The organism is Mesorhizobium sp. 113-3-9 (assembly GCF_016756515.1).
Lineage (GTDB): Bacteria > Pseudomonadota > Alphaproteobacteria > Rhizobiales > Rhizobiaceae > Mesorhizobium.
Window position 1 is genome coordinate 2,885,461 of record NZ_AP023246.1, and the last position, 20,754, is coordinate 2,906,214.

Genomic DNA, 20,754 nt, shown 5'->3' on the forward strand with positions numbered 1-20,754 from the left:
CCGCCATGATGAGCCTTGCCGAATACCGCCGGACCGCTGCCCGCCTTGCCGACTTCCTGCCCTGGGCAGCGCTCGTCGCGCCGGGCGTCGTGCTGAACAAGGATGGAAGTTTTCAGCGCACCGCGCGGTTTCGCGGGCCTGATCTCGATTCCGCTGTCGCGGCGGAACTGGTCGCTGTGGCATCGCGCATCAACAATGCCTTCCGTCGCCTCGGCTCGGGCTGGAGCATCTTCGTCGAAGCGCAGCGGCACGAGGCCGCTTCCTATCCCGAGAGCCAGTTCCCCAACGCGGCCTCCGGCCTCGTCGATGCCGAGCGCAAAGCCGACTTCGACGAGGCGGGGGTTCATTTCGTATCGAGCTACTTTCTCACATTGCTGTTCCTGCCGCCGCCGCAAGACGTCACCCGCGCCGAGGGGTGGCTTTATGAGGGGCGCGACCAGTCGGGCGCGGATCCTGGCGAGATCGTGCGCGCTTTTGTTGATCGCACAGAGCGCGTGCTGTCCCTGCTCGACGGGTTCATGCCGGAATGCCGCTGGCTCGATGACGGCGAGACGCTGACCTACCTGCATTCGACCGTCTCGACAAAGCGGCATCCGGTGCGCGTCCCCGAAACGCCGATCTATCTCGATGCGCTGCTGGCCGACCAGCCGCTCGCCGGCGGGCTCGAACCGCGGCTTGGCGACAAGCATCTTCGCGTGCTTTCGATTGTCGGATTCCCGACCGCGACGACACCCGGCCTGCTCGACGACCTCAACAGGCTGGCCTTCCCCTACCGCTGGTCGACCCGCGCCATCCTTCTCGACAAGGTCGACGCTGTCCGCCTGTTGACCAGGATACGGCGGCAATGGTTTGCCAAGCGCAAGAGCATCGCCTCGATCCTGAAGGAGGTGATGACCAACGAAGCGTCAGCTCTCCTCGACACCGACGCCGCCAACAAGGCGGCGGACGCCGACGCCGCGTTGCAGGAGCTTGGCGCCGATGTGGCGGGCATGGCTTATGTCACCGCGACCGTCGCCATCTGGGATGCCGACCCGCGCGTCGCCGACGAGAAATTGCGGCTTGTAGAGAAGGTCATCCAGGGCCGCGACTTCACGGCGATTGTCGAGACCGTCAACGCCATCGACGCCTGGCTCGGCTCGTTGCCCGGGCACGCCTACGCCAATGTCCGCCAGCCTCCCATCTCAACGCTCAATCTCGCCCACATGATGCCCCTTTCTGCCGTGTGGGCGGGGCCGGAACGGGACGAGCATCTGGTCAGTCCTCCCTTGCTTTACGGCAAGACCGAAGGCTCGACCCCGTTCCGGTTGGTCCTTCATGTGGGCGATGTCGGTCATACGCTGGTCGTCGGCCCCACTGGCGCCGGCAAGTCGGTGCTGCTCGCGCTGATGGCGCTGCAGTTCTGCCGCTACCGCAACGCCCAGATCTTCGCCTTCGACTTCGGCGGCTCTATCCGCGCCGCGGCGCTCGCCATGGGTGGCGACTGGCACGATCTCGGGGGGCACCTTACCGAAGGCGTGGACGCCTCCGTCTCGCTGCAGCCGCTCGCCCGGGTTCACGACACCTACGAGCGCGCCTGGGCGACTGACTGGATCGTCTCGCTCCTGACGCGTGAGGGTATCCAGATCACCCCCGATGCAAAGGAGCATATCTGGGCGGCGTTGACGTCGCTTTCCTCGGCTCCCGTCGAGGAGCGCACCATCACCGGGCTCAGCGTCCTTCTGCAAGCCAGTGACTTGAAGCAGGCATTGCGCCCGTACTGTGTCGGAGGCGCGCACGGCCGGTTGCTCGACGCCGAGTCCGAACACCTCGGCCAGGCATCCGTGCAGGCGTTCGAGATCGAGGGTCTGGTTGGCACGCAGGCCGCGCCGGCGGTGCTGTCCTATCTGTTTCATCGCATCGGCGACCGGCTCGACGGGCGGCCAACGCTGCTCATCATCGACGAAGGCTGGCTTGCCCTTGACGACGAGGGGTTTGCCGGGCAGTTGCGCGAGTGGTTGAAGACGCTGCGCAAGAAGAACGCCAGCGTCGTCTTCGCCACCCAGTCGCTTGCCGATATCGATAATTCGGCGATCGCGCCGGCGATCATCGAAAGCTGTCCAACCCGGTTGCTGTTGCCCAACGAGCGCGCGATTGAGCCGCAAATCACCGCCATCTATCGACGCTTCGGCCTGAACGACCGCCAGATCGAAATCCTGGCGCGAGCAATACCCAAGCGCGATTACTACTGCCAGTCCCGTCGCGGCAACCGTCTCTTCGAGCTCGGCCTTTCCGAGGTCGGGCTGGCACTTTGCGCGGCGTCCGCGAAGAGCGATCAGGCGCTGATCGGCAACATCATCGCCGCGCATGGCCGCGACGGCTTCCTGGCGGCCTGGCTGCGTGCCCGCGGCGTCGGCTGGGCTGCCGACCTTATTCCTGACCTGACCCCTGCCGAAGTTGAAAAGGATCCTCAATCATGACTGTTCATCAAAACCGCCCGCGCGCCATTTTTCTGGCCGCGGCGATGCTCACCGCGCCGGTCGCTCTCTCGCCGATGATGACTGTGCCGGCTCATGCCTTCATCGTGTTTGATCCATCGAACTATTCGCAGAATGTTCTGACGGCCGCGCGTTCGCTGCAGCAGATCACAAACCAGATCACCTCGCTTCAGAACCAGGCCGAGATGCTGATCAACCAGGCGCGCAACCTGGCCAGCCTGCCCTTGTCCTCGCTGCAGCAACTGCAACAGTCGGTACAGCGCACGCAACAGCTTCTCGGCCAGGCACAAAACATCGCCTTCGACGTCCAGCAGGTCGACAAGGCCTTTCAGCAGCAATACGGCAGCGTCTCGCTCTCTGCATCCGACCAAGATCTCGTCACCGATGCCCGCGCGCGCTGGCAAAACACGGTGGGCGGCCTTCAGGACGCCATGCGCGTCCAGGCCGGTGTGGTTGGAAATATAGAGACCGGCCGCGCACAGATGTCGGCGCTGGTAGACGCCAGCCAGTCGGCGACAGGAGCGCTGCAGGCGACGCAAGCCGGCAATCAGCTTCTTGCGCTGCAGGGCCAGCAGCTCGCGGACCTCACCGCTGTGGTCGCCGCCAACGGCCGCGCCCAGGCTCTGAGCGAGGCCGAACGCGCTGCCGCGGTCGATCAGGGCCGTGAGCAACGCCGCCGCTTCCTGGCGCCAGGCTCCGGCTACCAGGCCGGCTCGGTCCAGATGTTCAACCGCTGAGGTCGACGTCCATGGACGGCAAAACGCTCGCTCGTACGGCGGCTGTCATTCTTGTTGCGGCCGCCGTCACGGCGGCTGCGCTCGGTATGAGCCGGAAGCAGGACAAGCCGGCGGGTGAGGGCGTGCACACAACCGCAGGCTTGATGCCGAACCCGGTGCGCGACGGTCTGCGCCACTGCCAGGCGCTCGGCGAGGCTGCTCTGCGCGACGATGGATGTGCGCGACTGTGGGCCCAGCAGCGCGATCGCTTCCTTGGTCTGGGAGAGCCGTCGGAGCGTTCGGCAGGCGGGCCGGCCTTCTCGCGATCGCCAGATGCTCCTCCGCGCGTGGGCCCGTAGACATGGGCAACACCGGCGTCATCGACCAATTCCTGGCCACCTTCACCCGTTACATCGACAGCGGCTTCGGGCTGCTCGGCGGCGAGGTCGCCTTCGTTGCCACAACGCTGATCGTCATTGATGTGACGCTTGCCGCGCTGTTCTGGAGCTGGGGCGCTGATGACGACATTCTTGCGCGGCTCGTCAAGAAGACGCTCTTCGTCGGTGTCTTCGCCTACCTGATCTCCAACTGGAACGGTCTCGCCCAAATCGTATTTGAGAGTTTCGCCGGTCTTGGTCTCAAGGCGAGTGGAACCGGCTTTTCGGCACAGGACCTGCTGCATCCCGGCAAGGTGGCGCAAACCGGCCTCGATGCGGGACGGCCATTGCTCGAGGCGATCTCCGGTTTGATGGGCTACGTCTCCTTCTTTGAGAATTTCATCCAGATCGCTTGCCTGCTCTTTGCCTGGGCACTTGTCCTGCTCGCCTTCTTCATCCTGGCGGTGCAGCTCTTTGTGACGCTGATCGAGTTCAAGCTGGCGACGCTGGCCGGCTTCGTGCTGATCCCTTTCGGTCTCTTCGGCAAGACTGCCTTTATGGCCGAGCGCGTGCTCGGCAGCGTCATCTCGTCCGGGATCAAGGTTCTGGTGCTTGCCGTCGTCATCGGCATAGGATCGACGCTCTTCGGCGAATTCACCCAAGGTTTCGGCGGCGAGAGCCCTACGATCGACCAGGCCATGGCGATCGTGCTGGCGGCGCTGTCGCTGCTCGGGCTCGGCATATTCGGTCCTGGCATTGCCAACGGCATCGTCTCAGGCGGGCCACAGCTTGGCGCTGGTGCGGCCGTCGCCACTGGTCTTGCCGCGGGCGGCATGGCGGCCGCTGGCTTGGGCGCAGCAGGCCTGGCAGCGCGAGGTGGGACAACCGCATTCTCGGGAGCGGCATCAGCCACGCGTGCCGGTACCGCATTCGCTGGCGGCGCTTCCGCCGCCTATGCGCTTGGCGCCGCCGGCCAAACTGGCGCGGCAGGCATCGCCTCGGGCGTGGGCGGCATTGCGCGCGCTGGCGCTGCGGCAGCAGCATCCCCCCTGAGGCGCGCCGCCGCAAACACCGGTCGATCGCTTAAGTCAGACTTCGCCTCCGGCGCCAGTTCGGCGGTCGAAATCACCGGCGGGTCATCGACCATGGGAACGATGGGCGGCGCCGCGGCTCCTGCGTCCGGCGCGGGCAAGCCATCCGGAACTCACGGACAGCCCGAATGGGCCAGACGTTTGCATCGCTCTCAACGCCTCGCCCGCGGCGCCCAGACCGCTGCTCACGCGGTGCGCGCCGGCGACAGCCATGGCGCGGGCGCTTCGATTTCTCTTAGTGAAGGCGAATGATCCATGAAACTTTTTAGGCGCCCCGCCACCCACTACGGCAAGACCCCTCGACCTGAAACCCCTTATCAGAAAGCAGAACAGATCTGGGACGAGCGCATCGGCTCGGCTCGCGTGCAGGCACGGAACTGGCGCGCGATGGCATTCGGGTCGCTCCTCTTGTCGGCAGGCCTCGCCACGTCCCTGGTCTGGCAACTCGGCCGCGGCACTGTCGTGCCTTGGGTGGTGCAAGTCGATGCGTTGGGCCAGGCGCAAGCGACCGCGCCCGCGATCGCCGACTATAAGCCGACCGATCCACAGATCGCGTGGCATCTCGCCCGCTTTGTCGAACAAGTGCGCTCCATCCCAGCCGATCCCATCATCCTGCGCCAGGATTGGCTGCGCGCCTACGATTGGACCACCGACCAGGGCGCTGCGGCGCTCAACGACTATGCGCGCGCCAACGACCCTTTCTCCAGGATCGGCAAGCAGCAGGTCGCGGTCGAGGTCTCGTCGGTCATCCGGGCCTCGCCGAGCTCCTTTCGTGTCGCCTGGGTCGAGCGTCGCTATGAAAACGGCCAGCTTTCGAGCACCGAGCGCTGGACTGCGATCCTGACAATCGTGACGCAGATGCCAAATGACGCCGAACGTCTCCGCGCCAATCCCCTCGGGATCTACGTCAACGCCATCGACTGGTCGCGGGAGATGAGCCAATGACCACGACATTACGTGTTGTTGCCGGTACGATTGCCACAAGAAGCCTGTTATCGGCCGCGCTGGTCTCGGGGGCGGCACTGCTTGCGAGTTGCGCCACGCCTTTGAAGAAGCCGCCGAAGATCACCTACGATGCCTATGTCGCGCCGTTGCCGCCGGCACCAGTCGCCGCGACGGAGCAAAGGCCGAAACCTCTGCGCGTGCCGCCAGGCTGGGCACCCGCGCAAGGCGGCGCTATCGGCGAAACGCCGGCCGCGCGCGTCGAGAACGCAAACGCTGCCGCGCGCGTGGAGCCGCGCCGGGAAGGCTACTACAATGCCATTCAGGTCTATCCATGGAGCGAGGGAGCCCTCTACCAGGTCTACGCCGCGCCTGGCCAGATAACGGACATCGCGCTCGAGCCGGGCGAGAGCCTGACCGGAGACGGTCCGATCGCCGCCGGCGATACCGCGCGCTGGATCATCGGCGATACCGAAAGCGGCTCCGGCATTGCCCGGCGCGTCCACGTTCTGGTGAAACCCTCGCGGGCCGACATCACGACCAACCTCGTCATTGCCACGGACCGGCGCAGCTACATGCTTGAGCTGCGGGCAGGGGCGAAGCCCTACATGCCTGCCGTTGCGTGGTCGTATCCGTCTGCGAAAGCGGGGCTTATGCAGAGCATCGCCACAACGCCGGTCATTCCGGACGCTGCAGCACGCAACTATCGCTACGGCCTTGCCGGCGACAGCCCACCCTGGAAGCCGGTGAGCGCCTATGACGACGGCCGCAGAGTTTACGTCGAGTTTCCGCGCGGCATCGTGCAGGGCGAGATGCCGCCGATTTTCGTCATCGGTCCGGACGGCGAAGCTGAAATCGCCAACAGCCGCGTCTATCAAAACGTCTTGATCGTCGACCGCCTGTTTGGTGCTGCCGAACTGCGTCTTGGCGCGGGCAAGCGGCAGCAGACGGTAAGGATCGTTCGTACCGACGGCGGAAGAACGGAAAGGTTATGGCGCAGGCTGGGCGACCGCGCCGCATCGACGGCGCCGAACTCAACCCGCGGAGGAGCGGTGCAGCCATGAACGAGAAGGACATCGCCGTCGAACCCATGCGGCTTCGCCCCGACCCGCCGCGCGTGACACGTCTGTCGCGCAAGATGCTCGCAGGCATCGGCTTCTTCGCCTCGCTCGGTGTCGGGGGCGCACTGATTTACGCTCTGCAGGACGCGAATATAATCAAGCAGGGTGCGGAGCTCTACCCTACCTCCAATCGGCCACCCGCCGACGGACTGGCACGCCTGCCGCACGACTATACCGGTCCGGTCCTCGGGCCGCCGCTGCCTGGCGATCTTGGCCGGCCGATCCTCGATGCCCAAAACAAGGGAGAGGTCGTCGTGCCACCCTCGATAGCGAGCCCCGCCGTTGACGAAGCCGAGCAACGCCGGCGGGCCGAGGAGGAGGCGGCAAGAACCTCGCGCGTCTTCTTCCAGACAGGGCAGGAGAATACGAGGACGGCCGAAACGACCAACCCTGCCGTAAACGACCTTGCCGATCAGGTTGGTCAGCCAAATGCGCAGGACCGGCAGCTTTCCTTCCTGTCGGCCGCCGCAGATCGGCGTACCGTGGCCCCGGATGAAGTGATCCCTCCCGCGTCGCCTTACGTGCTTCAGGCCGGTGCCGTGATTGCTGCCGCGCTGATTACCGGTATCCGGTCGGACCTACCCGGCCAGATCACCGCCCAGGTGACCGAAAATATCTATGACAGTCCCACCGGCCGCGCGCTGCTCATCCCGCAAGGCACCCGTGTTGTCGGGCAGTACGACAACGCAATTGGTTCAGGTCAGCGCCGCGTGCTGCTCGTCTGGAACCGGCTGATCTTTCCCAACGGACGTTCGATCGTTCTCGAGCGTCAGCCCGGCACGGATGCTCAGGGCTATGCCGGCCTGGAGGATGGCGTCGAATATCACTGGGGCGAGTTGTTCAAGGCTGCGGCGCTGTCGACTGTCTTGAGTGTTGGCGCGCAGGCCGGTTCGTCCGGCCACGACAGCGACATCGTGCGCGCTTTGCGCGACGGTGCATCCGATAGCGTCAGCCAGGTAGGCCAGCAGATCGTTCAACGCCAGCTCGCTATCGCGCCGACGCTTACGATCCGACCTGGATTTCCCGTCCGCGTGCTCGTTACCCGCGACCTTGTTCTCGAACCATACAGAGGTTGAGATGGCCAAGCTGAAGCTCGCGACGATCACCGACGACAAGCCGGTCAAGATTACAGTTGAGCTGCCAGCGCCGCTGCATAGCGACCTGGTCAGCTACGCGGAGATCCTAGCCAGAGAGACGGGGCAATCATCCGTAGATCCGTTGCGCTTGGTCGTCCCGATGCTTGCGCGGTTCATCGCGACGGATCGGGGCTTTGCGAAGGCCAAGAAGGGAAAGCTCTAGAAGAACCATAGAATTTCGTTCTGGGCCGGCGCACTCGGCGCGATCTCAAAACGACAGCAATTGCCTCGATAAGCGCAACGACATGCGTGCCTTGTCTCCGAGGATAAAGGCTTTTTATCGCGGCAGTTCTGTTCCAAGTGCGTATGAGATTACTGGACCCAGTCAACCCAAGCTTCCGGGCGACATGAGACCCAATGCGACCGCCAACACCCGACAGACCGCGCTCGATGCCGCAGCTATGCCCGAACTCAAAGCGCCGTACCACGTCAGCGATTGTCGTCTTGACGAAGACCCGGCCGCCCATAAGATCACCGGCCTATCGTTGCGGAAGACCAGAATGGGAACGCGTCGGGAACGGGTCGAGAAATGCCACCGCAATCCATGGCCTGACCATTACGCGTTAGGGAAGTGGGAGCTGCTTTAGGATGTCACAGGCCGACGAAAAGCAGATAAAGGCTGCCGTTGAACGCTACGTCCTGGCCATGTCCACTTCTGACGAGCAGGGACTGACAGCAGCATTTCATCACGCGGCCTCGATTATCGGCAACTATCAGGGGGCGACGGAATGGCTTTCCGTCGACGCATACGTCGCCGAGGTGCTCGGCGCGGCTCTTGCCCCCAACGATAAGCCAAGTTGGGCGATTGGTTCGATCGACCTCACCGATGATGCAGCCACCGTCAAGGTACAGACCGAGTTCGGGAGCTTGCGGTTCACGGACTATCTTTCCGTTCTCAAGATCACCGGAAAGTGGAAGATCGTCAGTAAGCCCTACCACCTTCATCAAAAGCGGTCACCAGCTGGCCCATTTGGCACGGGACGTCCGGCGGTGCCGCGCGGCTAACTATTGCCTTCGCGCGGGCGGAGCGTGGCGGCGACCGATGATGTCGATAAGGCTCTTGTGGACCTCGTGCCAGCTTTCTGAAATCTCTTTGTCGCTGATCCCCTCTGCCTCGGCGCGGGCATGGCGGATCACGATTTGGAAGCTTCGAAGTAAATTCTCCCCAAAAATCGGTGGCTTACGGCTTTCCCTGCCGCGGGCTGTATCGGGGTGCGACGGGTGATCGAAATCAGATGTAGCGAGTTATCCTGCGACGGCGTTGTTGAGGGCAAGACATAGGCCTCCCTACGCCGCAATGCAGCGTCGATTCCGCGCCTCTGAAATTTTTTGACGAATCTGCTGAACGCCGGAGTATCGGCAACCGCCGACCACTGGAAGGATATTTGCCTCCAGATACGGCAATACTGGCATGCGATCAGCATGACTGAAATGGGGCCGACGGCAGAATGACTGCTTCTGGCATTCGATGAACGATAGGCAGACGCCCGGCGGTACCCACATAGGGCTGAACCGTTGGACACGAGGGCTCATTCGATCGACCTTCAGAACGTAACGGCTATGTGATTTGAAGTGCCTGTCCGCTGCTCTAGCTAAGCCAAATAACCTGTTCGCGGATGTGCGCAGTTCTCGGCTCAACCTGGGGTCAGATTTGACATGTTGTGGCGCTCAACTCTGTATCTGTTGATGTTGCTCGCCACACTCGCGGCTGTCCACTTGTCAGTGTCGATCGCTTTGCTGCTAATGGGGCCTGACTGGTACACGCGCCTCTAACCATGTGTCTATCAGTAGCGGCACCCTGCGAGAGGGTCGGATTGCACATTCGCGCGTCGTGAAGCCCTGAACTCTGCGGAATCTGCAAATGCTCGCAGATCATCATAATGCCGTATCCACCGCCCCCCACGACACTCATCCAAATCTCGACTGGCCGGCGCCTTCGTCAGGAGAAGGATATTGGAGGCGTCCATTTCCAATTCAAGAGAGCGGGCGGGCCAAGCTGCCCGCCCTTCGCGGTTATCGTTAGCGCCTATTTCAATGATGTCGCGGTCTCTCCCATGAACTGCACAACAGGCCGACTGCCTGGGCTGGCGCAAGAGGCGTTCAGGAACGCCTCCACGACCCGCAATCGGCCTGTCACTTGAGTATTTTTTCCCAGTGACAGAGGCGACGAAGACCAATGGCGATATCGCCCAAGCGAAAAGCCGCCGCTAACGCATAGCTGTATAGTCTGCTACCGCGAAAGATCGGCAGGGCGTAGAATCTGTGGGCGCGATTTGCGATGCCACGAGCAGTGCCGAAAATGCTTTCCGACGGGTCTTGACGACGAAAATCGGCTTCCACATATATTTTCCCGGTCGCTCCCAATTTTAAGCGACCATTCCTCAACCGTCTGAAATCGTTCAAAGAATTGGAGGTTAAGATGAGCGATAGGACATTCGACAGCCCTGTGTTCGTGAGAGTGGCAGAAGGTCTCATCCAAGAAATATCATGTCTGGAGGACGCATTCGACTTTCTGGACGAATGGCCTCGAAACCGGCGCGGCGTGATCTATGAAACTGCCAAGCGAGCCTGTCAACGAGCCTTCGACGGGCAGATTCCGTCGACAATTGCGCGCGACGCATTGGCTGGGTTCGCCCGTTCAGCAAAAATTCTTGAGGATGTCTCTACAACGGTGCCCTGGATGGTCGGCGCGAAGGCCGGTCACACCGGCGAAGTGGCCACCTGATCGCTACGAGAGGAGGAAAACGATGCTTTCCCAACCTTTCGAAAAGCCAGTCCGCGTATGGGTCGGGCTTGGCTTCCCTCGACAGTTGAATTCTGTGGTGGATGCCTACCAGTTCGTCATGGACTGGTGTGGGAATAGTCCGGAACAGAAGGCTGCGATCCGCGCCTGCAAAGCTGCATTGGCTGGTGAGATCGACGCCGAGACTGCGCGAGGCATTTTAGTTCAGTTCGCCAGGAGGAAGGACATCCTGGTCGAAGACGGAATGATGCCGATGCCGGCACCCACCGGATGGCCATCGCATGTTTGATCTCTAAGCGCCTCTGGGGCGGCGGTCATGTGCTGCCGCCCACACTGCGCCGGCGAATGATCGGCGTACTGAGGACAGGTCGATTGTCGCCGGCAGCTTTGGTGTGCAACGGCCCGGATGAATGCACGGATCCAACGTTGTGAAAATAGTTGAGGCGGAAAATGCCATCTTACGCCGAGACGTTGGTCAGTCGGTTGACGAACCCCAAACCGGTCGCGCTCACCCCCTCGATCAATATGTGCTCATCGACCTTCGTAGGATAGGACAGAACACCGATTGCATTGAAAGCTACTCATCGCCCTGATCTTGAGGTTCGCCAGACCATACGAGAGAATACGAAGGAAACGGATTGGCGAACCAGCCGCCAACGTACTGATTTCCTGTAGAAAACGGCGACCCTCCGGGCCCACCATAACCATTGATTTTATTGGCAAAAATGTGGCTTTGCCCACGGCTTGCTCCACACCTTGCCCACGGGCGGGGCGAACTGCCTGAAAATGATCAAAGGCGCCTCTCTTAGCCATTCCGCGATTCCTTTATCACCTTACGATCCGCAAACTCGTCCGCCGCTTCATCTGATCGCGCTTTTCCTCACGCAGGTTGACGGCTCTCGCGATATCGACGGCGATCCGCTTCTTGTTAGCGTCGCGCACGTAGTCGTCGGTCACCGTCATTGAGGAATGACCCATGGCGTCCATGATGGCGCGCGCTTGGATGTTGCATTCTGCCGATAAGTTCCGAAGGTGCGGCGTAGCCCATGCAGCATATATCCTTCGGCGATATCCGCTTGCCGCGTCCAGTGTTGCATCATGCCTGTCAGGCTTATTTCCGAGAACGGCTTCCCATACGCGGTCTTGAGGACAGTGCCACCCTTCGACCGGTCAAGCGGTTCCTAAGTTGTCGCCAACTTGTCAACGACCGGTATGAACATCTCCCTTCCGCCATGGCGATTTCGGTTCTTCCAATTCGAGCGAGCCGTCGAACAATTCGATCTCCTCCGTGACGAGATCATCCCACTCAAGGTTGGCGATGTCGCCGCGGCGATTGCCGAGCCAGAAGCCAAGGGCATAGCAGGTCCGAGCGGGCGTACCGATTGTATGCCGTTCCTCGTACTTCTCTTTGCTCCGGTGCCTCGCGATGAAAGAGAACCTCATGTCACTTGCCTCGCGAAGTAGGCTGGGGCCTTTTCCATCGCGACAGGGGCCTTTGCTAGCCGGAGACCCGAAGCTACAACAGCGACCGCAGGAAGGGTCCTGCCCGAAGAATCGAAGGGTCGCATGGCGCGGAGCAAACCGGCAACTTTGAAGGATGTGGCGGCACTTGCGCATGTATCGCGCGCAACCGCGGCCCGCGCCCTGAACAGCTATGGCTATGTTGGCGACGAGACTGCCAAGAAGGTGCAGGCGGCGGCGGGAAAGCTCGGCTATCGAGGCAATCGCCTGGCGCAGGCATTGCGCAATGGGCAGCTGCCGATTGTCGGCTGCATTCTCGGCGACATCCAGAACCCGTTCTTCGCGCGCATAGCCCATGACATCGAAGTGCTTGCCCGCGAATGGGGGCATAATCTCGTCATCGGCAGCAGCGAGGAGGAACTGGATCAAGAGATCTCGCTCTTGGCGAGTCTCCAGTCGCTTTCTATCCGAGGCTTCATCGTTGCACCGACATCAGCCGAGAACAATGCGCATCTGCAAGGCCTGATCGCGGAAAACGTGCCACTGATCCTGATCGACCGTGTCGCCGAGGGCGTCGACTGCGACAGTGTCGTGGTCGACAATGAGGGAGGAGCGCGCAAAGCGGTCGAATATCTGATCGCCATGGGCCACCGCCGTATTGGGCTGCTGCAGGACGACATGCGCATCTTCACCTCCCGCGAGCGCATGACCGGCTACCAGACGGCGCTTGCGGCCGGCGGCATCGGGTCCGACGAACGGATGATCGCGGTCTCGCAATCGACGGTCGAGCATGCTGTCGACGCAACGATACGTTTGTTCAGCCAGAAGACTCCACCGACGGCGCTTTTCACGGTCGACAGCCTCATGACGCAGGGCGCGCTTCTTGCCTTTCGTTCGATGGGGATTTCCATTCCCCATGACGTTTCGCTGATCGGATTCGACGATTTCAACCTGGCGACATTCACCGATCCGCAGATCACCGTCGTCTCGCAGCCGGTCTCGGAAATAGGACGCGCGGCGGCCCGGCTCCTGTTCGATCGGCTTGCCGGGAAAACTGATCCACCGCGAAAAGTCCGGTTCGAAACCAAGCTGATCATTCGTGGTTCGGTCAGTCGGCGCGGCGGCTGAACCTCGAAAACGCCTGTCCTATTTTTTTGAAAGCCTACTTGCCAATATGGAATTCTCGTGCGCTAAATGTGTGTGAGATCGATCTCACACACATTCTCAAGGTCATAGTCTCAAGATCATTGAGTGAGGACGCCCGCGTGGTTCGGGGGCAAGTGCGGAACGCAAAACGGGAAGTTTCAAATGCTCAATTTCGATAGGGATCGCTTTGTGAAGATCCAAAGCGGCGCGGTTGCAATCGCCAAGGACATGCGTGTCCTGATGCGCGATCTGCTGGACGGCGGTCTGGAACGCATCTTCTTCATGGGAACCGGCGGTGTGCAGTTTCTGACCCAGCCGGCCATCGAGCTTGCGCGCAACACGACGCTCTTTCCGGTTTCCGCGGCCTATTCCGCGCAGGTCGTGCTGGAGCCGCCGGCGGGCCTCGACGGGAAGGCGCTGGTCGTTCTGCCCTCACTGTCCGGCACCACCAAGGAAAGCGTGCAGCTTCTCGCCTTCCTGAAGGAGCGCGGCGTCAAGACGTTGTCGCTCACCGGCCACAAGGATACCCCGCTCGGCCGCGACGCCGACTACAACTTCACCAACTTTGCCGAGGACGACACCTCTTCGGAATCCTTCTACCTCCAGACCCTTCTCATCGTGCTGGCCCTCTTGGCCGAGCGCGGCGAATTTGCCGATTTCGACGCGACCGTGGCCGAGCTGGCGCTGCTGCCGAAGCTGCTGGTTTCGGTGAAGGAAGGCTACGAGGCCGAAGCCGCCGCCCTCGCAAGGGAGATCAAGGACGAAACCTACCATATCTTCACCGGCGCCGGCTCCGTCTGGCCGGAAGCGCACTATTACGGCATGTGCATCCTCGAGGAGATGCAGTGGATCCGCACCCGCCCGGTGCAGGCATCCGACTTCTTCCACGGCACGCTCGAACTGGTGGAGCCGGGCGTCAGCCTGTTCATCTTCAAGGGCGAGGACGCGTTCCGTCCGCTGACCGACCGGGTGGAGAACTTCGCCAAGCGCTACACAAACAAGGTGCGCGTCCTCGATGCGGCTTCCGCCACCCTGCCGGGTATCTCGGCCAAAACGCGCGGCCTCATCTCGCCGATCGTCCTCGCAACCATGCTGGAGCGCCTCAGCGCGCATCTGGAGGTGCTGCGCGACCATCCGCTGACCACGCGCCGCTATTACAAGCGCGTCGAATATTGAGCTTTGCGGTCCGGCGTCGCCGCCGGACCGCACGCCTGCCTGCATGCCTTACGAGACAAAACAACAGAGAGGAACTGCGAAATGAAAGCCAATATTTTCTTGAGCACGCCCAGCCTCGCGGCCATCGTTGCCGCCGCCTTCGTCATCGGCGGCGTCAGTGCCGCATCCGCTGCCGACGCGGTCGTTGCCGATCCCAATGCGAAGGTCGACTACTCGGGCACGGTCAGCGTCCTGACGAAATTCGGCCTGCAGCAGCTTTCTCCCTTTTTCGTCGACGCCGCCAAGAAATATGAAGCGCTTCATCCCGGGGTGAAGGTCGAGCTTATCCAGGAGAGCGACGACAGCGTAAAGGGCAAGACCAAGGCGCTGGTCGCCTCCAATTCGCTGCCGGACGTCTACTTCACCTGGACAGGCAGCTGGGGCGAGAACTTCGTGCGCGGCAACCGCGCCGTCGATCTGACCCCCGTCATCGGGCCGAACACGGAATGGGGCAAGACGCTCGCGACCGCTGCCGTCTCCGCCTTCCAGTACAATGGCAAGCTCTACGGCATTCCGCTTTATCTGGACGCCAAGTTCATGGGCTACAACAAGAGCCTGTTCCAAAAGGCCGGCATTGCCGAGCCCAAGACCTTCGACGACATGCTGAGTGCCTGCGCGGCCCTCAAGAAGGCCGGCGTCACGCCGATCTCCTTCGGCAATAAGGAAGGTTGGCCGGGCGTCCATTATGCGGGGCAACTCCTTGCCTATAATGTGCCCCAGGCGACCCTCGAGAAGGACTTCGTTCCGGCCACCGCCGAATATACCGATCCGGGCTATGTCGAGAGCCTGAAGCAGTACAAACAGCTGATCGACGAGTGCTCGGACGGATCGGGCACGAACGGTTCCTCGTATGCCTCGGCCTTGCAGCAGTTCAGCAACGGCAAGTCCGCGATGTACTATCAGGAGATCATCGAGTTCGATCAGTCGACGGCCGACGGCGCGCTCAAGCGCGAGGATTTCGGTTTCTTCAAGCTGCCGGTCCCGAAGGACGCCAAGGGCGACGTAAAAGCCATCGAAGGCGCGCCGGAGGGCTACATGATCAACGCGGCCTCGAAGAACGTCCCTCTCGCGATCGATTTCATGCGCTTCGTCACCTCGGCCGAAAACGGTAAGGTCCTGTCGGCAACGCCTTACGGCCAGCCGAGCGCAACGGTCGGCGGCTATTCGGCGGAGACCATGAACCCGACCGTTGTCGACGGCCTGAAGGTGATCGCGGATTCCTCCTATCTCATGCCCTGGCTCGATACCGCGAACCCGCCGCGCGTGGCGGCTGCCTGGCTGTCCGGCCTGCAGGCGCTGATCGGCGGCTCGATGACTCCGGAACAGGTCATGGAACGGGTGAAGGAAGCGGCAGCTCCGTCGAAGTAGGATTTGGCCAGCGATGACCGCCATGCAGCCTGGGCACAAGGGTGAAGCCGTCAAAATCGGCATTGCCGGGCCGAGCCGGTCCGAGAGGGACTGGCTCGGCCCTCTGGCCGCCGTTTGGTCGTTCCGCTGGATCCTCGCCGCCTTCGTGCTGATCCTCTGGTTCGTCTACTATCCCATCATCGACAACTTTGTCGTCAGCACGAAGAACCAGGACATCTTCACCGGCGAAACCGCTTTCGTCGGACTGGAAAACTATCGCCGCCTGCAAGCCGATCCGGTGGTCTGGATCTCGATCGTCAACAACACGCTCTATGCCGTCATCTCGGTCGTCTTCCAGGTCTTCGGCGCCTTCGTGCTGGCGGCGTTGATCGAAGGGCTCGCCGAGGAGAGATGGCGGCGCTTCTGGCGCGCCGTCTATTTCGTGCCGTCGGCCATCTCGATCACCGTGACCGGCCTTCTCTTCTACTTCATCTATCAGCCCGACATAGGCCTTCTGGATTCGGCGCTGACGCAGGTCGGCCTTGCAGGATGGTCGCGTGCCTGGCTCGGCGAGGAAGGGACGGCCATCTATGCCATCATAGCCATGAGCCAATGGCAGGGCTTCGGCTATTCGACGCTGCTGTTCGCCATCGCCATCCAGAAGATCCCGCGCGACCTCTACGACGCGGCGACCATCGACGGGGCGGGAACCTGGCGACGCCTGTGGAGCATCACCTTTCCCCTGACCCGGGAGATGACGGGCCTGATGGTGATCATCACCATCACCGGCGCGTTCCAGGTCTTCAACGAGGTCATGGTGATGACCGGTGGCGGGCCCAACAACAGCAGCCAGGTGCTCGGCACATGGCTCTATCAGCAGGGTTTCATCGAGAACGACTTCGGCTACGGCGCGGCGATCGCATCGGTCATCTTCGTCATCACGCTCATGACCGGCTTTGCACAGCTCTGGTACACGAAAAGGCGGAGGGTCGAGCTGTGAGCCACTCCTATCAGCCGCGCCAGATGGAGCGCACGGACTTCGTCGCCGTGCTGGCGAAGGTCTGCCTCGTCACCTTCCTTACCAGCCTAGGCATCGTCGTGCTCTATCCGCTGTTCTGGATGGCCCTGAACGGCTTCAAGACCAACGCGGAGATCTTCGGCAATCCGTTCGCGCTGCCAAGCGGCTTCAACATCACGAACTACATCGCCGCCTGGAATCAGGGCATTCGCAACTATATCGCGACAAGCGTCATCGTCACGATCGGATCGGCCTTCTGCACCGTGCTGGTCAGTGCCTGGACCGCCTACGGCCTGACCCGCTCGAAGCTCCCGGGCAAGCCGTTCTTCGTCGGCATCGTGCTTGGCGGCCTGATGCTGAGCCCGACGGTCGCCGTCATCCCGCTGGTGCGCATGATGCAGGACCTCGGCCTCTACAATACCTACTGGGCGCTGATCATCCTCTACACCGCCTTCCGCATCCCCTTCACGACCTTCCTGATCCGCGCCTACATGCTTGGCCTGCCGCGCGACCTCGACGAGGCTGCCATCATGGATGGCGCCAGCGAAGGCCAGATCTTCTGGAAGGTGACGCTGCCGCTGTGCAAGCCGATCCTGGTGTCCTGTGTCATCCTGCACGTGCTCTTCGCCTGGAACGAGTATCTCTTCGCGATGATCTTCACCAGCGGCGCGGACCTTCAGACACTGCCCGTCGGCCTGACGTCCATCATGGCCAAGCACGGCACGAACTATGCCGTCGTCTTCGCCGCCATGACGCTCTCGGCGCTTCCTATCGTCATGATTTTCTTCGCCGCTCAGCGTTTCTTCATCCGCGGGCTTGCCGAAGGCATCGGGAAATAGGGCAATGTTGAAACGCAAACAGCTTATCGGTGCGAATTTCTCCTTTCAGCACCACCCCTTCCGCTGGACCGCCGAAAAGCTCAGCGCGATGGGCTTCGACCGGATGGAATTCTGGGGCATCGCCCCGCATCTCGACCTCTTCCACGGCAACCGCGCGCGGCTCGCCGAGGTAAAGTCGATCCTCGCCGACAACGGCTTGACCGTCCGTTGCTTCACGCCGGAGCAGGTTCTCTATCCGATCAACATCGCTTCCGGCGACGGCGCCTATCGGGAGGCCAGCGTCGAGCGCTTCATGCGCGCGGCCGACATCAGCGCGGAACTCGGCGCGACCTATCTCTTCCTGACGCCGGGCCGCGGTTTCGAATGCGAAAGCAGGCAAACCGCCTGGGAGCATTCGGTCGCGTCGATCAACCGGATCGCGGCGCGTGCGAGGTCGCTCGGCGTTTCCTGCCTGCTGGAGCCGCTTCAGCGCCTTGAAAGCAACATCGTCACCAATGCGGATGAGCTTCACACCCTCTGGCGTGCGCTCGACGGCGACGATGTCGACGTTGTGCTTGATCTTGTTGCCATGGCGACCGCGGGGGACAGTGTCGGCGGCTATTTCGAGCGCTTCGGAAAGCGCGTCGCGCATGTCCATGTCGTCGACGGGACGCCGGCGGGGCATCTCGCCTGGGGCGACGGCAGCCTGCCGCTCGACCACCATCTCGGCCAGCTTCGCGCGCAAGGGTTTGCCGGCACGCTGACCTTCGAGCCCTTCGGCAACGGATCCTATGCGCTCGATCCCGTTTCCGCCTGGCGGCGATGCCTGGATGCGATCGCACCTCATCTCGATCGGACTGACGAAGAATGACGAAGGCCAATCCCAAGCTGATCGCCGTCGGCGACAATTGTCTCGACGCCTACCTGACCAAGGGTTTCGTCACGGTGGGCGGCAACGCGCTCAATGTCGCCGTGCAATGGCGGCGGCACGGGCTGAACGCCCGTTATTTCGGGGCGCTGGGGCAGGATACGGAAGCGGACATCATGCTCGAGGCCATCGGGGAGGTGGGGCTCGACCAGAGCGATGTCGAAATACGCCCCGGCTCTTCCGCCGTAACGCTGCTCACGGACGATGCCGGCGAACGGCGCTTCGTTCTCGAATCGCTCGGCGTGGGAGAGGATTACGTTCCGAGCGCCGGACGCTACGAGATGCTGCGGCAGGCCGATTGGGTGCATCTTGGGACGAACTCCAGCGAAAAGCTGGTCCGCAGGCTCGTCGCGGATGGCATGCCCTTCAGCATCGATGTTTCCACCCGGCATTTCGACCTTTCGCTGGAAGGCGTGCCGCTGGTCTTCGCCTCAGGCCCGGACGATCCGGCCGAGGCCGTGGAACCGCTGATCGCGCGGTTCAGGGCCGCGGGCGCGCGCCGGATCGTGATCACCTGCGGCAAGCGCGGCTCCTTCTACGATGATGGTGGCAGCGTCACCGAGGCGCGTTCGGTGCCGGTCGCCGTCGTCGACACCTGCGGCGCGGGGGACAGCTTCATCGCGACCTTCATCACGTCGCGCTTCTTCGAGGAGCGTTCGGGCAGGGACGCTCTTGGGCTCGCCGCCGAAAGGGCATCGGAAACCTGCACCCATCTAGGCGGCTTCCCGCAGCCCATCCGGGCGATCCCGCAATGGCTGCTCGCCAAGTATGACGATGTCATCCGCGGCACACAGAGGACTGGAGCATGAACACCATCACGATGCGGCCACCGGTCGCGGCGGCGAAGGCCGATCGCTCCTACTGGCTGCGCAGCATAGAGGCCGACGCCGCCACCCCGCCCTTGCAGGGCGCGGCGGACTGCGACGTGGCGATCGTCGGCGGCGGCTATGCCGGCCTGTGGACGGCCCTGCGTATCAAGGAGCAGGCGCCTGAAACGCGCGTCACCGTGCTCGAAGCCGATTTCTGCGGCTCCGGCGCGTCGGGCCGCAATGGCGGGCAGGTTCATAGCTGGTTCGCCGAGATCGATATGCTGCGCGCGCTTGTCGGCGAGGACGATGCGCTGATGCTGTGCCGGTCGACCGCCGACGCCATCGAGGAGCTGAACGGCCTCCAAACCTCCGGCACCATTGAGATGGGCCTCAGGCTCGACGGCTGGCTATGGACGGCAAGTTCGACCGCGCAGGAAGGAGCCTGGGCCGCGGCCCGCGACCTCTGCCTCGCGCTTGGCGAACAGCGCTTCCATCCGCTTCAGCGTGCCGACATCCTGCGCCGCACCGGCTCGGATGCCTCCTATGTCGGCATCGTCGAGGAGAGGGCGGGGACCGTGCAGCCCGCGAAACTCGCCATCGGCCTGCGCCGACTTGCCCTTGAAAGGGGCGTGGTTATCCACGAGCGAAGCCCGGTCGTCGACATCTCGCTCGGTCCGCGGCCACGACTGCGCTCGGCCGGCGGCGTGCTTTCCGCCGGCAAGGTCGTGCTCGCAGCCAATGCCTGGCTTTCGGCCATTCCGGAGCTGCATCCCTATCTCTACGTGGTGAGCAGCCAGGTCATCGCTACCGCGCCCGTGCCGGACATTCTCGAGCGGATCGGCTGGACCGACGGCGCCTCGATCTGCGACGCCCAGCACCATGTGCTCTATTACCAGCGCACGCCGGAAGGTGCCGTCATCTTCGGGCGCGGCACGGGCGGCATCGCCTATGACGACCGCATCGATGACCGGTTCAACCGTGGCAGCGACGGAGGAGCGGAAAACATCCGGGAGCTGCACCGGGTCTATCCGCAATTCAAGGACGTGCCGGTGCTCTGCGACTGGAGCGGCCCGATCGACTGCACGGCAGAGCACCTGCCAGTCTTCGGGCATTTGAAGGACCACGCGAACATCTTCTACGCGATGGGTTTCAACGGCACGGGCATCGCGCAGACGCCCGTCGCCGGCCGCATCATGGCAAGCCTCGTCCTCGGGCGTGACGACGCGTGGAGCCGGTGCGGGCTGGTCGGCATCGGCAAGCGCACCCGGCTTCCGCCCGAGCCCCTGCGCTATCTCGGCGCGCGGGTCGTGCGTCACGCCATCCGGCGAAAGAACGATCTCGAAATCCTCAACAGGCGGCCGGATGCAGTGACGCGATTCCTGGCCGGGCTCGCTCCCTGACGGCGCATGCCT

Annotated in this window: 22 protein-coding genes; 19 read left to right on the plus strand and 3 right to left on the minus strand. The window is 62.6% G+C overall.

Annotated elements, in window-relative coordinates; translation table 11 throughout:
* The first annotated feature begins 5 nt into the window (after positions 1-5).
* The 9 genes from trbE (at position 6) to MesoLj_RS14055 (ending at position 8,862) form a co-directional block, all read left to right on the plus strand.
* Positions 6-2,456 carry a conjugal transfer protein TrbE gene (trbE, locus tag MesoLj_RS14015; protein ID WP_202326363.1) on the plus strand — a complete coding sequence of 817 codons (2,451 nt, stop codon included), beginning with the start codon at positions 6-8 and terminating at the stop codon, positions 2,454-2,456.
* Positions 2,453-3,211 (plus strand): P-type conjugative transfer protein TrbJ, encoded by a 759-nt coding sequence (gene trbJ / locus MesoLj_RS14020; protein WP_202326364.1) that lies wholly within the window; start codon positions 2,453-2,455, stop codon positions 3,209-3,211. The genes trbE and trbJ overlap by 4 nt, the downstream gene beginning before the upstream one ends.
* Positions 3,212-3,222: 11 nt before the next feature.
* Entirely contained in the window at positions 3,223-3,549 is a 327-nt protein-coding gene (trbK-alt, locus tag MesoLj_RS14025) for a putative entry exclusion protein TrbK-alt (protein WP_202326365.1), read from the plus strand.
* Between the two features lie 2 nt (positions 3,550-3,551).
* Positions 3,552-4,910, plus strand: coding sequence for a P-type conjugative transfer protein TrbL (trbL, locus tag MesoLj_RS14030; protein WP_202326366.1), 1,359 nt, complete (start codon positions 3,552-3,554; stop codon positions 4,908-4,910).
* A 3-nt stretch (positions 4,911-4,913) separates the two neighbouring features.
* Positions 4,914-5,603, plus strand: coding sequence for a conjugal transfer protein TrbF (gene trbF / locus MesoLj_RS14035; protein ID WP_202326367.1), 690 nt, complete (start codon positions 4,914-4,916; stop codon positions 5,601-5,603).
* A complete protein-coding gene (trbG, locus tag MesoLj_RS14040; protein WP_202326368.1) occupies positions 5,600-6,664 on the plus strand; it encodes a P-type conjugative transfer protein TrbG in 1,065 nt (354 codons plus the stop codon). The genes trbF and trbG overlap by 4 nt, the downstream gene beginning before the upstream one ends.
* The gene (locus tag MesoLj_RS14045; RefSeq protein WP_202326369.1) at positions 6,661-7,797 is read left to right on the plus strand and encodes a TrbI/VirB10 family protein; all 1,137 of its coding nucleotides are present in this window, start codon (positions 6,661-6,663) and stop codon (positions 7,795-7,797) included. The genes trbG and MesoLj_RS14045 overlap by 4 nt, the downstream gene beginning before the upstream one ends.
* Position 7,798: 1 nt before the next feature.
* Positions 7,799-8,020 (plus strand): DUF2274 domain-containing protein, encoded by a 222-nt coding sequence (locus MesoLj_RS14050; protein ID WP_140774448.1) that lies wholly within the window; start codon positions 7,799-7,801, stop codon positions 8,018-8,020.
* 425 nt (positions 8,021-8,445) lie between these two features.
* A complete protein-coding gene (locus MesoLj_RS14055) occupies positions 8,446-8,862 on the plus strand; it encodes a nuclear transport factor 2 family protein (protein ID WP_202326370.1) in 417 nt (138 codons plus the stop codon).
* A gap of 1,128 nt (positions 8,863-9,990) precedes the next feature.
* Here the strand turns inward: MesoLj_RS14055 and MesoLj_RS14060 are convergent.
* Positions 9,991-10,197: a hypothetical protein gene (locus tag MesoLj_RS14060; RefSeq protein WP_140774396.1), complete on the minus strand. Its 207-nt coding sequence runs from the start codon at positions 10,195-10,197 to the stop codon at positions 9,991-9,993.
* Between the two features lie 79 nt (positions 10,198-10,276).
* Here MesoLj_RS14060 and MesoLj_RS14065 point away from each other — a divergent pair, with 79 nt between their 5' ends.
* A complete protein-coding gene (locus MesoLj_RS14065; protein WP_202326371.1) occupies positions 10,277-10,582 on the plus strand; it encodes a DUF982 domain-containing protein in 306 nt (101 codons plus the stop codon).
* A 22-nt stretch (positions 10,583-10,604) separates the two neighbouring features.
* A complete protein-coding gene (locus MesoLj_RS14070; protein WP_202326372.1) occupies positions 10,605-10,889 on the plus strand; it encodes a DUF982 domain-containing protein in 285 nt (94 codons plus the stop codon).
* 539 nt (positions 10,890-11,428) lie between these two features.
* Here MesoLj_RS14070 and MesoLj_RS36825 read toward each other — a convergent pair.
* Both MesoLj_RS36825 and MesoLj_RS36830 read right to left on the minus strand, forming a co-directional pair.
* Positions 11,429-11,563: a hypothetical protein gene (locus MesoLj_RS36825; RefSeq protein WP_274609157.1), complete on the minus strand. Its 135-nt coding sequence runs from the start codon at positions 11,561-11,563 to the stop codon at positions 11,429-11,431.
* Positions 11,564-11,800: 237 nt separating this feature from the next.
* On the minus strand, positions 11,801-12,043 hold the full coding sequence (locus MesoLj_RS36830) for a hypothetical protein (RefSeq protein ID WP_244735390.1): 243 nt from the start codon (positions 12,041-12,043) through the stop codon (positions 11,801-11,803).
* A gap of 123 nt (positions 12,044-12,166) precedes the next feature.
* Here MesoLj_RS36830 and MesoLj_RS14080 point away from each other — a divergent pair, with 123 nt between their 5' ends.
* The 8 genes from MesoLj_RS14080 (at position 12,167) to MesoLj_RS14115 (ending at position 20,742) form a co-directional block, all read left to right on the plus strand.
* Entirely contained in the window at positions 12,167-13,189 is a 1,023-nt protein-coding gene (locus tag MesoLj_RS14080) for a LacI family DNA-binding transcriptional regulator (RefSeq protein WP_202326373.1), read from the plus strand.
* Positions 13,190-13,369: 180 nt separating this feature from the next.
* Positions 13,370-14,383 carry an SIS domain-containing protein gene (locus MesoLj_RS14085; RefSeq protein ID WP_202326374.1) on the plus strand — a complete coding sequence of 338 codons (1,014 nt, stop codon included), beginning with the start codon at positions 13,370-13,372 and terminating at the stop codon, positions 14,381-14,383.
* A gap of 81 nt (positions 14,384-14,464) precedes the next feature.
* A complete protein-coding gene (locus MesoLj_RS14090) occupies positions 14,465-15,790 on the plus strand; it encodes an ABC transporter substrate-binding protein (protein WP_202326375.1) in 1,326 nt (441 codons plus the stop codon).
* A gap of 13 nt (positions 15,791-15,803) precedes the next feature.
* A complete protein-coding gene (locus tag MesoLj_RS14095) occupies positions 15,804-16,769 on the plus strand; it encodes a carbohydrate ABC transporter permease (RefSeq protein ID WP_202326376.1) in 966 nt (321 codons plus the stop codon).
* Positions 16,766-17,626 carry a carbohydrate ABC transporter permease gene (locus tag MesoLj_RS14100; protein WP_140774389.1) on the plus strand — a complete coding sequence of 287 codons (861 nt, stop codon included), beginning with the start codon at positions 16,766-16,768 and terminating at the stop codon, positions 17,624-17,626. Before MesoLj_RS14095 ends, MesoLj_RS14100 begins: the two co-directional genes overlap by 4 nt.
* Positions 17,627-17,630: 4 nt before the next feature.
* Complete coding sequence (locus MesoLj_RS14105) at positions 17,631-18,476, plus strand: sugar phosphate isomerase/epimerase family protein (protein ID WP_202326377.1); 846 nt, start codon at positions 17,631-17,633, stop codon at positions 18,474-18,476.
* Entirely contained in the window at positions 18,473-19,342 is an 870-nt protein-coding gene (locus MesoLj_RS14110; protein ID WP_202326378.1) for a PfkB family carbohydrate kinase, read from the plus strand. Before MesoLj_RS14105 ends, MesoLj_RS14110 begins: the two co-directional genes overlap by 4 nt.
* Positions 19,339-20,742 (plus strand): NAD(P)/FAD-dependent oxidoreductase, encoded by a 1,404-nt coding sequence (locus MesoLj_RS14115; RefSeq protein ID WP_202326379.1) that lies wholly within the window; start codon positions 19,339-19,341, stop codon positions 20,740-20,742. Before MesoLj_RS14110 ends, MesoLj_RS14115 begins: the two co-directional genes overlap by 4 nt.
* Positions 20,743-20,754 lie beyond the last annotated feature (12 nt).

Coding starts and splice junctions, on each gene's coding strand:
- MesoLj_RS14055 (WP_202326370.1), top strand. CDS start 8,446: ATGTCACAGGCCGACGAAAAGCAGATAAAGGCTGCCGTTGAACGCTAC.
- MesoLj_RS14080 (WP_202326373.1), top strand. CDS start 12,167: ATGGCGCGGAGCAAACCGGCAACTTTGAAGGATGTGGCGGCACTTGCG.
- MesoLj_RS14065 (WP_202326371.1), top strand. CDS start 10,277: ATGAGCGATAGGACATTCGACAGCCCTGTGTTCGTGAGAGTGGCAGAA.
- trbL (WP_202326366.1), top strand. CDS start 3,552: ATGGGCAACACCGGCGTCATCGACCAATTCCTGGCCACCTTCACCCGT.
- MesoLj_RS14110 (WP_202326378.1), top strand. CDS start 18,473: ATGACGAAGGCCAATCCCAAGCTGATCGCCGTCGGCGACAATTGTCTC.
- trbG (WP_202326368.1), top strand. CDS start 5,600: ATGACCACGACATTACGTGTTGTTGCCGGTACGATTGCCACAAGAAGC.
- trbE (WP_202326363.1), top strand. CDS start 6: ATGATGAGCCTTGCCGAATACCGCCGGACCGCTGCCCGCCTTGCCGAC.
- MesoLj_RS36825 (WP_274609157.1), bottom strand. CDS start 11,563: ATGACGGTGACCGACGACTACGTGCGCGACGCTAACAAGAAGCGGATC.
- MesoLj_RS14095 (WP_202326376.1), top strand. CDS start 15,804: ATGACCGCCATGCAGCCTGGGCACAAGGGTGAAGCCGTCAAAATCGGC.
- trbJ (WP_202326364.1), top strand. CDS start 2,453: ATGACTGTTCATCAAAACCGCCCGCGCGCCATTTTTCTGGCCGCGGCG.
- MesoLj_RS14105 (WP_202326377.1), top strand. CDS start 17,631: ATGTTGAAACGCAAACAGCTTATCGGTGCGAATTTCTCCTTTCAGCAC.
- MesoLj_RS14045 (WP_202326369.1), top strand. CDS start 6,661: ATGAACGAGAAGGACATCGCCGTCGAACCCATGCGGCTTCGCCCCGAC.
- trbK-alt (WP_202326365.1), top strand. CDS start 3,223: ATGGACGGCAAAACGCTCGCTCGTACGGCGGCTGTCATTCTTGTTGCG.
- MesoLj_RS14115 (WP_202326379.1), top strand. CDS start 19,339: ATGAACACCATCACGATGCGGCCACCGGTCGCGGCGGCGAAGGCCGAT.
- MesoLj_RS14070 (WP_202326372.1), top strand. CDS start 10,605: ATGCTTTCCCAACCTTTCGAAAAGCCAGTCCGCGTATGGGTCGGGCTT.
- MesoLj_RS14090 (WP_202326375.1), top strand. CDS start 14,465: ATGAAAGCCAATATTTTCTTGAGCACGCCCAGCCTCGCGGCCATCGTT.
- trbF (WP_202326367.1), top strand. CDS start 4,914: ATGAAACTTTTTAGGCGCCCCGCCACCCACTACGGCAAGACCCCTCGA.
- MesoLj_RS14085 (WP_202326374.1), top strand. CDS start 13,370: ATGCTCAATTTCGATAGGGATCGCTTTGTGAAGATCCAAAGCGGCGCG.
- MesoLj_RS36830 (WP_244735390.1), bottom strand. CDS start 12,043: ATGAGGTTCTCTTTCATCGCGAGGCACCGGAGCAAAGAGAAGTACGAG.
- MesoLj_RS14050 (WP_140774448.1), top strand. CDS start 7,799: ATGGCCAAGCTGAAGCTCGCGACGATCACCGACGACAAGCCGGTCAAG.